The sequence below is a fragment of the Rhodococcus sp. 1163 genome (assembly GCF_002091985.1).
GTDB lineage: Bacteria > Actinomycetota > Actinomycetes > Mycobacteriales > Mycobacteriaceae > Rhodococcoides.
Map to the genome: position 1 here is coordinate 121,902 of NZ_MKKX01000020.1, position 11,429 is coordinate 133,330.

Genomic DNA, 11,429 nt, shown 5'->3' on the forward strand with positions numbered 1-11,429 from the left:
GATCATCCGGCCCGAAAAGTCCGGATTTCCTATGATGGGGTTTTCGACTTATGATCGAAAACATGATTCATCGTAGCACCGTCCATGAAGTACTCATCGCGGTGTTCCAGGTTCGAACCTTCACCGCAGGCCAGAGCCCCGAACTCGGAGTCCTGCTCTGGCAGCGTGCACTCGAGCCGGAACTGGGCTCATGGTCGCTGCCCGGCGGCGTCCTCGAATCCGACGAGGACCTCCCCTCCTCCGCTCGCCGCCAGCTCGCTGAGAAGGTAGACGTCCGAAAAGTCGCCCACCTCGAACAACTGTCCATCTTCAGCGACCCCGATCGGGTACCCGGAGACCGACGGATCGCCTCGACCTTCCTGGGCCTGGTCCCGATCTCCACGGATCCGAAACTGCCGGAAGACACCGAGTGGCATCCGGTCGCGCGGCTTCCCGACATGTCCTTCGACCATCGGACAGTCGTCCGACACGCACGAACGCGATTGGTCGCGAAACTCTCCTACACCAACATCGCATTCGCGCTTGCGCCAGTCGAATTCGCCATGTCCACGTTGCGCGAGATCTACGCCGCTGCCCTCGACTACCAGGTGGATGCGACAAATCTCCAGCGCGTACTCGGGCGTCGAAAAGTACTGGAGGCAACGGGCAAGACCTCGCCGTCGGGCAAGGCAGGAGGTCGTCCACCCGCTCTCTACAGATTCGCCGACGCTTCCTTGCGCGTCACCGACGAGTTCGCCGCTTTACGCCCGCCCAGTTAGATCAGAAGGTTCGTCGTTCCACAGTGGACCCGGAGCCCTGCCCTCGGCGACAGAATTCGCTCCGGGCTCCGGTTCCTCGTCGTGCAGCGTGAATCGAAGATTGTCGTGCGGGTTCATGGCGGCAAGGAGAAGTACGACGAACGAGGTCGCCAGAGCCTGCACGATCAGCACGAGCGGGGATTCCATGCCTGCAGCCCGCGCCACAACGGATCCGACGGCGGGATCGTCGGGTCGGCTGTGCAGGATTCCGGACATCCATACCCCGAGGCCCAGCGTCGTTGCCGACCCCAGCAAGGACCCCAGCACCAACCCCAGTGCCATTGCCGGGCCGCGGCGCTCGGTCCACGTCCAGAATCCGACCGGGAGAAGTACACCTGCGACGAGGGTGATGCACAAGAAGATGGCGACCGAATCGAACCGGTGCAGGCTCTCGCCGGTCAACGGCGCACCCCGTCCGGGTGCGAGAACGACGAGATGTTCCGCCGGGGCCGCAAGTGCCCAACACACGCCGGCGAGAGCGCCGACCCCGACAGCAACGGCGACAGTGATGGCCAAGATCCGGAACCGAGGTATCGGTGCCGCACCCCCGTCGAAGGTGGCGCGGTCCGATTCCATCGTCGATTCCACTGGCCCTATCGCCTTCCCGAAGTCGCGGAGTCGTTCGATCCGTGACGCGAGCACTTCGAGGTCCATCCGTCCGGACGAATCTGCACCACCATGCGTCGACCACACTCGGCGCAGAACCGTGGCGGTTCCAGACCTAGCCGAGCCGCCTCGGTGACGGTCTCGTCCACACCGGGGATCAGAGGCTTTCCCGTGTGCAGGCTGTAGCGCTGATCGGTAGTCACGCCTTTACCTTAGATGGTCGAATTCAAGGCTTTGATCGGCATCCGAAGCTCTCCGAGGAGGTCCAGATCTTCCTCCGCAGGCCGTCCCAGAGTGGTCAGGTAATTGCCGACGATCACGGCGTTGATACCGCCGAGAATGCCCTTCTGCGCGCCGAGGTCACCCAAGGTGATCTCGCGCCCACCGGCGAATCGAAGAATCGTCCTCGGCAGCGCCAGCCTGAATGCGGCAACAGCCAGAAGTGCCTCGGACGGCGGAAGTACGTCGAGGTTTCCGAACGGAGTGCCCGGTCGCGGATTGAGGAAGTTCAGTGGCACCTCGTCCGGCTCCAGAGCAGCCAGATCCGCGGTGAACTCCGCTCGCTGCTCCAGCGACTCCCCCATCCCGAGAATCCCTCCGCAGCACACCTCCATTCCTGCCGCTCGCACCATTTCCAATGTGCCCCAACGCTCTTCCCACGTATGGGTGGTGACAACCTTTGGAAAATACGAGCGGGCAGTTTCGAGATTGTGGTTGTAGCGATGAACTCCCATGGCGGAAAGCTGATCGACCTGCTCCTGGGTCAACATCCCGAGTGAGCACGCGATGTCGATGTCGACTTCGTTGCGAATCGCCTCGATACCCGCTGCCACCTGGGCGAGCAGTCGCTCATCCGGACCGCGAACGGCCGCGACGATGCAGAATTCGGTGGCTCCGGACTTGGCCGTCTGTTTGGCAGCCTCCACGAGGGAGGGAATGTCGAGGCGCGCAGCGCGAACCGGCGACTCGAACAGGCCTGATTGGGAGCAGAAATGGCAATCCTCGGGGCAGCCGCCGGTCTTGAGACTGATGATCCCCTCGACCTCCACCTCGGGTCCACACCAGGCCATTCTCACCTCGTGCGCCAGCGCCAGTGCTTCCTCCAACCGTTCCTCCGGCAACCGAAGAATCTCGAGCACCTGGCTCTGTGTAAGCCCTTCACCGTTCTCGAGCACTTGCGCACGCGCTCTGTCGACAATGTCGGACTGCACAGATATCTGGGTCACGAACTGCTCCTTAGGTCGTACGGGCATAATTGAACACCGTTCAAGTTGAACGGCGTTCAGGTTATGCTGGCGGTCGGATACTGTCAAAGCCGAACCGAAGAACAGGAGTGCCGAGTGCAACTGCGGAGAGCGGACGTCCTCGACGGCGCGATATCGATCCTCGACGAATACGGGCTCGGCGATTTGACGATGCGCAGGCTGGCAACGTCTCTGCACGTCCAACCCGGCGCGCTGTATTGGCACTTTCCCAACAAGCAGACACTGCTCGGCGCGATCGCCGATCACCTTCTCACCGACGTCGATGCACCCCCGACCCGTACCGGATGGGATGAGCAGGTGCGCGAACTTGCCCACCGCTTGCGCGATGCCTTGCTTTCACGCCGAGACGGCGCCGAACTGGTTGCCGCGACCTATGCGTCGCGACTGACCACCAACCGGGTTCGCGAGCGGCTCGCCGCAGTCTGCATCCGAGCAGGTTCGAGCCGCAGCGACGCCGAGCTCACTGCGGACACGCTGCTGTATTACGTGCTGGGCCAGACTGTCGACGAGCAGTCACGTATGCAGATGGACTCCGTCGGCGCCCTCACCGAAGAGGCGTCCCCGCTGTTCGAAAGTCCTGATTCGACAAGCAGATTCGATTTCGGCCTGGGGCTGTTCATCGACGGAGTCCGGCACAATCTGGGTGCCTCCGCGCGGCTCTAGCCGCCGAAGACGGCGCCCAGCCCGGCACTGTTGCCCGCACTCGAGGCAAACGGGTTGTCGTGCACCATGTACGTCCAGGTCGACGTTGGGCGTTGCAGACCCGCATTGTCGAGATCGATTCCCTCGGATGTGATCTCGGCCGTCTCGAACGTCACCTGAGCTTGTTCCATCGCCTTGTCCGAGACGGTCTTGAACGCCTCGACAGCGATGCGGTGATATTCGTCCAATGGATTCTCTCGACCGAGTGCGCGCAGGTGGATGCTCTCGCGCACATCGGCGAGGTGTGCCAAGTAGTCCGACCACGCCCGATCGAGATGAAACAGCACGATTCGACGCGCTGCCACGACCAGTGTGTCCTCCGATACCTCGGCGCGGAGCTCCGAAGCACGGTCCGGTGCAACGGATGCGAGAAGCTCCAACGCTTCAGCGCTAGCGAGCAGCGTCGTACGTCGACGGTCGAGGATGTCGCGGTGCGCAGCGGTGAGCTGGTTGTACCGCCACGTCCGCGAATGCACCTCGAGCATCGTGCCCTCGGCTATTCGCTGCGCATGGTCGATCTTTCCGGCAACACCCGCCGAAGTGATCAGCCCGGTGTCGTCGTGTTTCTTGGGCTGCTCCTTGGGTCCGATATTCGCCGTCACGACGTCGTCCTCCCAGCTGGAGAAGAACACCGAACGTCCCGGATCACCCTGGCGGCCTGCGCGGCCACGAAGTTGATTGTCGAGCCTTTCGGTCGTGTGCCGACCGGTTCCGACCACGAGCAGCCCGCCGAGTTCGGCTACTCGGTTTTTGGCTGTTTTCGCGTCGGAACCGGGCCCACCAAGCTTGATATCGGTTCCTCGTCCGGCAATCTGAGTCGACACCGTGACGGCTCCGATCACGCCGGCAGCTGCGATGACGCCCGCTTCCTCGGCGTCGTTCTTCGCGTTCAATACGACGACCGGAACGCCCTGCTTCTGAAGTTGCTCGGCCAGGTCCTCGGATTCGGCAACGTCGTGAGTACCGATCAGAACCGGTTGTTCGCGCTCGTGAACCTCCTTCACGAAGGCCACCACCGCCGCGTTCTTGTTCGAGGCAGTGTCGTAGACACGGTCGGGCTCGTCGATTCGGATGTTCGGCTGGTTGGACGAAATCAACGAGACACCGAGCCCGTAGAACTTCTTGAGCTGTTCACCGGCGGCAAGCGCAGTGCCGGTCATTCCGCACACCGTCGGATATCTACCGATCAGAGCCTGCACGGTGATCGTGTCGAGAATCTCCCCCGTCTCCGTCGGCTTCAGTCCTTCCTTGGTCTCGACCGCCGCTTGAAGACCGTCCGGCCACCGTTGCAACTCCGCGACGCGCCCACGAGATGCATTGATCAACTGGACCCTCCCGTCCCGGACGATGTAGTGCACATCACGCTGGAGAAGAACCTGCGCATGCAGTGCCACGTTGACCGCAACCAAAGTGGTACCGACGTGCTCCTCGGAGTACAGATCTATATCGCCGAATTCTTTTTCCAACCGGGCTGCGCCCTCGTCGGTGAGAAAGACATTTCTGCCGTCGGCGTCGGTGTCGAAATCGGCGGTCTTCGCCAAGCCGCGAATTGCCTCGAACACCTTCGACGCGGGCACATCCTTCGGTACCGATCCCGCAAGGACCAAGGGAACGAGTGCTTCGTCGACGAGTACCGAATCGGCCTCGTCTATCAGCGCGACATCAGGGGTCGGCGCTACCAGATCGGCGATGTCGTCGACCAGATGGTCACGAAGAACGTCGAATCCGATCTCGTTGACCGAGGCATACGTGACGTCACAGGCATACGCCTTCCGCCGTTCCTCGGACGTCGAGGATTCGGTGACCCACCCGACCGTCAGCCCCAGCATCTCGTACAACGGAGCCATCCAGGCGGCGTCGCGTCGGGCGAGGAAGTCGTTGATGGAAATGACATGCACTTTACGGCCGGAGAGCACGTATCCGCCTGCCGCGACCGCGCCCGCGAGCGTCTTTCCCTCACCGGTTGCCATCTCGACCACGTCGCCCGCCATCATTCGGACGGCGGCGAGCAACTGAACGTCGAAAGGCCGTAGCTCGACAGCGCGATCACTCGCTTCACGAACGAGCGCCAGGTAGCGCGGAACATCGAGGTCTTCGCTTTTGTCGACGCGAAGCGATGTCGCCGCCGCGGTGAGCTCGGAGTCGGTGAGACCGCGCGCCCAGTCCTCGTGCTCGGACGCCAGGTCCACCCGACTTCGCGAGCGAGCTTGACCCTTCTGCGCCGAACGGCCGAGTACTCGCCAAAGTCGATCAGAACCCAATGCCATCTACCAATCCCTACCTACGAAGAAGAATCAACGGTGCCTCGGCACTTCTTTCTCCCAGCCTACTGAAGCGGCAAGCCCGGCCGGGTGAACCGGAGGACACGGGAATTATGCAAAGACCCAGTTGTTGATTCAACGGGGTTCTTCAGCGAAGAGAACCGCAGGAAGGACGAGAAGATGTCGCATTCGTACAGCAAGGACGAGCAGTCACTCGATCGATTGACTCCCGAGCAGTTCCGAGTCACGCAGAAGAACGGCACCGAGCGAGCTTTCGACAACGAATACTGGGATAACCACGAGCGCGGTCTGTACGTGGACGTCGTAACGGGCGAGCCGTTGTTCTCCTCGGCGGACAAATTCGAGTCTCACTCCGGGTGGCCCAGTTTCACCAAGCCCGTCGAGCCGCAGAATGTGGTTGCGAAGCGGGATTTCAGCCACCTGATGGTGCGCACCGAAATACGGTCTGCGACCGGCGACTCTCACCTGGGACACCTTTTCAAGGATGGTCCGAAGGTCGACGGTGGCTTGCGGTACTGCATGAACTCGGCAGCGCTCCGGTTCATCCCCCTCGATCGCCTCGAAGCCGAGGGTTACGGTGACTATCGCGCACAGTTCGACAGCATCGAAGATAGTTCAGACGAAGGAGCGCAGAAGTGACTACATCTACCGAGACCGCCATCCTCGCCGGAGGCTGCTTCTGGGGAGCACAAGAACTGATCAGGCATCGGCCGGGCGTGGCCTCGACTCGCGTCGGATACTCCGGGGGTGACGTCGCCAACGCGACCTACCGCAATCACGGAACCCACGCCGAATCTGTGGAAATCGTCTTCGATCCGGAGCAGATCTCCTACCGCGATATCCTGGAGTTCTTCTTTCAGATCCACGACCCCTCCACCAAGAACCGTCAGGGCAACGACGTCGGTGTCAGCTACCGCTCGGCTATTTATTACACGAGCGAGGAGCAGAAGCGCGTCGCCCTCGACACGATCGCCGATGTAGATGCGTCGGGTCTGTGGCCGGGCAAGGTCGTCACCGAAGTAGAACCGGCCGGACCGTTCTGGGAGGCAGAGCCCGAGCACCAGGACTACCTGCAGAACTACCCGAGTGGCTACACGTGTCACTTCGTTCGTCCCGGCTGGAAGCTTCCGCACCGCGAAGCCGCCACCAGCTGACGACTACATCTTCACGTGCAGTGGCCCCGAGCTCGAGCTCGGGGCCACTGCACGTGAAGGCGCGTTACTCGAAATCCCGGTGACGATCCGCTGATTGCTCGTCTGGTGAGGTGGACCAGTATCGTGGCGCGAGCAGGCCTCATCAACGACCGAGTACCGCCGAAAAGTCGGAGCATTCAACTTCCCATGCATGTCCAGCCCCAATTTCTCGCCGGCGACGAGAACAAGGCGACGGCCCCACCGCGCCCGACCTCGACCTCCGACGTGCGAGTCGATCTCAACGGGCTTCGTGGGATCGCTATCGCCCTCGTCGTCGTCTTCCACATCTGGATGGGACGGGTCTCCGGCGGCGTCGACGTCTTTCTGACGTTGAGCGGCTTCTTCTTCACTGCCTCGCTCATTCGCACCGCGCACTCCGGCGGAAGTATCGATCCGATCACACGGGTTCGGCGAATTCTGCGCAGACTCGGCCCCCCGCTGATGGTGGTTCTGGCTGCAGTCGCCGTTGCCACCCTGACTCTTCTGCCCCGCACTCGATGGGCCGACGTAGGCGATCAGCTGATGTCTGCTGTGTTCTTCTACACGAACTGGGAACTTGCCTGGACGGCTCAGGACTATCTGGCAGCAGACCAAAGTGTCAGCCCGGTTCAACATCTCTGGTCCGTTGCCGTGCAGTTCCAGTTCTATCTGCTCGCGATCACCGTCGTCTTCGGCCTCGCTTGGATCGTCCGTCGCTCCTGGAGAGGGCGGAAGATGAGCCCGCCTGCCGGTCTCTACCTCCTGTTGTTCGCAGGTGCCGCGCTCCTGTCCTTCGTCTATGCAGCCGAGGGTGCCAGCGAAATGCAGTCGTGGAACTACTACGACACCGGAGCACGCTTGTGGGAGATCCTGGTCGGAGCTGCAATCGCAGCATTGTTCGCGGTCCGCCAAGCCCGTGATCGTCCGGCACACGGATGGCGAGACGGGCAGTCGTGGGTCGGTCGGTCGGCGCGTACGCTGCTCGCCTTCGCCGGACTGACGGCCATCGCCTTGTGCGGGTTCGTTCTCGACGGCGTCCGGGAGTTCCCCGGCCCGTGGGCGCTGGTGCCCGTCTCGGCGACCGTCGCGCTGATTCTCGCCGGCCCGGCGACCCCCGTCGCGCGGCTGATGAGCACACGGTTCGGAGTGTGGCTGGGCTCGATTGCCTTCCCCTTGTACCTGTGGCACTGGCCGATCCTGATCTTCGCACTGTTCTTGACCGGCGAGCCATCCGCCGGCCCGACTCTGGGTTTGGTCGTCGTCGGCTTGTCGGTACTTCTCGCAATGGCAACAGTTCGGTTGGTCGAAAAGCCCTTGCAAGCGCCGAGACCGTCGATTCCCAAGGTGTTGATCACCGTCGTGGCAACAGCGACGGCAGCGGTCGTGGTCTGTGGTTCGGTCGGATGGAACTATTACATCGACCGCTCCGTCGCTGACCTGCAAGCCGGCGCCATAGTCGATGCATCGACGCATCCGGGCGCACTCGTCCTCACCGACGGCGCACTCGCCGAGGACGCCGAAGTAGTACCCGCATTGTTCTCCGCTCCCGCAGACCTCCCCATCACGACGATCGAGGGATGCATCGCGGACTTCGATACCCGTGATGTCATCAGCTGCGAGTACGGGAACAAGGAGGCCGAACGGACGATAGCCCTGGCCGGAGGTTCGCACGCCGAACATTGGATCACCGCCCTCGATCAACTGGGACGCGAGAAGGGTTTCCGCGTCGTCACCTATCTGAAGATGGGCTGTCCACTCACCGTCGGAAGCATGCCGGTGCTCGGCGACAGCGAATACCCCGGTTGTCTCGACTGGACCGACTCCGTTCTCGGCGAGATCGAGCGAAGCAAACCCGACTACGTCTTCTCCAACTCGACGCGCCCACGCCCCGACGGCCCCGGCGACTTCACCCCGGATTCGTACGTACAGGTGTGGGCCCAGTTGGCTGATCACGGAGTACCGGTTCTCGGCATCCGCGACAATCCATGGCTCGATCGCGACGGCGTTGCGTACCGAGCGGCCGACTGTTTGGCCGAAGGTGGCACTGCTACCTCGTGCGGAGTGCCCCGCCAGAACGCTTTGTCCCCACTCGACCCGGCGCTGGCCGCGTCGTTCCGTTACCCAGCGGTACATCTACTCGACCTTTCCAACGCATTGTGCGACGGTCCGGTATGCCGGGTGATCCAGGGGAACGTCCTCGTCTATCGCGACGAGCACCACCTCACCGCAACCTACGTTCGCACTCTGACCCCCGAGTTGAGTCGGCAGATTGCGTCGGCGACCGGTTGGTGGTGAGCCGGTTGCACCGGGCCACAGTAAGGTTGGCCCATGCCTGAGGACGCTCCCACCGAAACACTCGAGATCGCAGTCTGGCCGGGCTCCGCCTATCCACTGGGAGCAACCTACGACGGTGCAGGTACCAACTTCGCACTCTTCTCCGAGGTCGCCGACGCTGTCGATCTTTGCCTGATCGCCGACGACGGCACCGAAACTCGAGTCCGTTTCGAGGAGTCCGACGGTTACGTCTGGCACGGGTATCTGCCCTCGGTGGTACCCGGGCAGAAGTACGGATTCCGCGTTCATGGACCGTGGGATCCGAGCAACGGGCACCGGTGCGATCCGAGCAAACTGCTCCTCGACCCGTATGGGAAAGCGTTCGAAGGCGACTTCGACGGTGACCGCTCCTTGTTCTCCTACAGCCTCGACGTCCCCGAAGCCGCAGCCGACATTCCCGCGGAACCGGTGGCGCAGAGCGCCGGCACAGCCTTCGAAGACGAGACCGATCTCGACGATCCGGACGGCGAAGTAATCGAAGAGGAGCCGATCGCGCACGACGATTCGCCGCGCGAGGACTTCCCGCAGTACGACTCCCTCGGTCACACCATGACGAGCGTGGTGATCAATCCGTTCTTCGACTGGCAGTCCGACAGAGCGCCCAAACGCCCGTACCACGAGACGGTCATCTACGAAGCCCACGTCAAAGGTATGACGGTGGCACATCCCGACATCCCGGAGTCGCTTCGCGGCACGTACGCGGGGCTGGCGCACCCGGCGATCATCGACCACCTGCTGAACCTCGGGATCACCGCGATCGAATTGATGCCGGTCCACCAATTCATGCAGGATCAGACCCTGCTCGATCAAGGTCTACGAAACTACTGGGGTTACAACACCTTCGGATTCCTTGCACCGCACGCCGACTACTCGTCCAATCCCACCGCCGGTGGCGCAGTGACGGAGTTCAAGGCGATGGTTCGGGCGTTCCATGCTGCCGGCATCGAAGTAATTCTCGACGTGGTCTACAACCACACCGCCGAGGGCAACCACATGGGCCCGACCATCAGCTTTCGCGGCATCGACAACGCCGCTTACTACCGTTTGGTCGACGGCGACGAACAGCACTACATGGACTACACCGGCACCGGTAACAGCCTCAACGCCCGGCATCCACACACCCTGCAGCTCATCATGGATTCGCTGCGCTACTGGGTCACCGAGATGCACGTCGACGGTTTCCGCTTCGACCTCGCGTCGACGCTGGCACGTGAACTCCACGACGTGGACCGTCTGAGCGCGTTCTTCGATCTGGTGCAACAGGATCCGGTCGTCAGTCAGGTCAAACTGATCGCCGAGCCGTGGGATATCGGCGAAGGCGGATATCAGGTCGGAAACTTCCCTGGCTTGTGGACCGAGTGGAACGGCAAGTACCGCGACACCGTGCGCGACTACTGGCGCGGCGAACCCGCCACTCTCGGTGAGTTCGCATCGCGATTGACCGGATCCTCGGACCTGTACGAGGCGACGGGACGTCGCCCAGGGGCGAGCATCAACTTCGTCATCGCCCACGACGGCTTCACGCTCAACGACCTCGTGTCCTACAACGACAAACACAACGAGGCCAACGGCGAAGGCAACAACGACGGTGAGAGTCACAACCGTTCGTGGAACTGCGGCGTCGAGGGCCCGACCGACGACCCCGAGGTTCTCGAACTCCGCAGTCGCCAGGTCCGCAACATCATGGCCACGCTGTTGCTCAGCCAGGGCACGCCGATGATTGCGCACGGCGACGAACTCGGCCGAACGCAGCAGGGCAACAATAATGTCTACTGCCAGGACTCGGAGTTGGCGTGGATGGACTGGTCGCTCGCCGAGACCAATGCCGACCTCATCGAGTTCACCCGCAATGCCATCGCGCTGCGCAACGACCATCCGGTGTTTCGCCGCCGTCGATTCTTCGAGGGTCGACCGATTCGTAGCGGTGAGCAGGCACGCGACATCGCGTGGCTGACGCCTTCGGGCGAGGAGATGACGCCCGAGGACTGGGACAGCGGATTCGGCAAGAGCCTGACGGTGTTCCTCAACGGCGAGGGCATCCCCGAACCGAATCAGCGAGGCGAACGAGTAGTCGACGACTCGTTCCTGATGTGCTTCAACGCACATCACGAGAGCATCGAGTTCGTCACACCCGATGGGAACTACGCGAAGGAATGGACCGTCGCACTCGACACTGCCACGCCGACCGGGGTGAGTGAGAATGTCATCGAAGCGGGTACACCGGTCAAGGTGGCCGCCCGGTCACTCCTCGTTCTACGAAAGACGGACTGA

At 62.3% G+C, this 11,429-nt stretch carries 9 protein-coding genes; 6 read left to right on the forward strand and 3 right to left on the reverse strand.

The features are described 5' to 3' along the window. Positions 1–62: 62 nt before the first annotated feature. Complete coding sequence (locus BJD99_RS09525; protein WP_084346753.1) at positions 63–758, forward strand: NUDIX domain-containing protein; 696 nt, start codon at positions 63–65, stop codon at positions 756–758. Here BJD99_RS09525 and BJD99_RS09530 read toward each other — a convergent pair. Then, positions 741–1,490, reverse strand: coding sequence for a DUF2567 domain-containing protein (locus tag BJD99_RS09530; RefSeq protein ID WP_256895571.1), 750 nt, complete (start codon positions 1,488–1,490; stop codon positions 741–743). The two genes, BJD99_RS09525 and BJD99_RS09530, sit on opposite strands and share 18 nt — an antisense overlap. Before the next feature lie 125 nt (positions 1,491–1,615). Then, positions 1,616–2,629: a biotin synthase BioB gene (bioB, locus tag BJD99_RS09540; protein WP_084346755.1), complete on the reverse strand. Its 1,014-nt coding sequence runs from the start codon at positions 2,627–2,629 to the stop codon at positions 1,616–1,618. A 114-nt stretch (positions 2,630–2,743) separates the two neighbouring features. Here bioB and BJD99_RS09545 point away from each other — a divergent pair, with 114 nt between their 5' ends. Next, positions 2,744–3,331, forward strand: coding sequence for a TetR/AcrR family transcriptional regulator C-terminal domain-containing protein (locus tag BJD99_RS09545; protein ID WP_084346592.1), 588 nt, complete (start codon positions 2,744–2,746; stop codon positions 3,329–3,331). Here the strand turns inward: BJD99_RS09545 and secA2 are convergent. Next, positions 3,328–5,637 (reverse strand): accessory Sec system translocase SecA2, encoded by a 2,310-nt coding sequence (gene secA2, locus BJD99_RS09550; protein WP_084346593.1) that lies wholly within the window; start codon positions 5,635–5,637, stop codon positions 3,328–3,330. The genes BJD99_RS09545 and secA2 overlap by 4 nt on opposite strands. Positions 5,638–5,811: 174 nt before the next feature. On the opposite strand from secA2, the gene msrB reads away from it, so the two are divergent. The 4 genes from msrB (at position 5,812) to glgX (ending at position 11,429) form a co-directional block, all read left to right on the forward strand. Beyond that, positions 5,812–6,291 carry a peptide-methionine (R)-S-oxide reductase MsrB gene (gene msrB, locus BJD99_RS09555; protein WP_084346594.1) on the forward strand — a complete coding sequence of 160 codons (480 nt, stop codon included), beginning with the start codon at positions 5,812–5,814 and terminating at the stop codon, positions 6,289–6,291. Beyond that, positions 6,288–6,806, forward strand: a complete 519-nt coding sequence (gene msrA / locus BJD99_RS09560; protein WP_084346595.1) for a peptide-methionine (S)-S-oxide reductase MsrA — start codon at positions 6,288–6,290, stop codon at positions 6,804–6,806. Before msrB ends, msrA begins: the two co-directional genes overlap by 4 nt. 186 nt (positions 6,807–6,992) lie before the next feature. Further along, positions 6,993–9,119, forward strand: coding sequence for an acyltransferase family protein (locus BJD99_RS09565; RefSeq protein ID WP_084346756.1), 2,127 nt, complete (start codon positions 6,993–6,995; stop codon positions 9,117–9,119). 33 nt (positions 9,120–9,152) lie between these two features. Further along, positions 9,153–11,429: a glycogen debranching protein GlgX gene (gene glgX / locus BJD99_RS09570; RefSeq protein ID WP_084346596.1), complete on the forward strand. Its 2,277-nt coding sequence runs from the start codon at positions 9,153–9,155 to the stop codon at positions 11,427–11,429.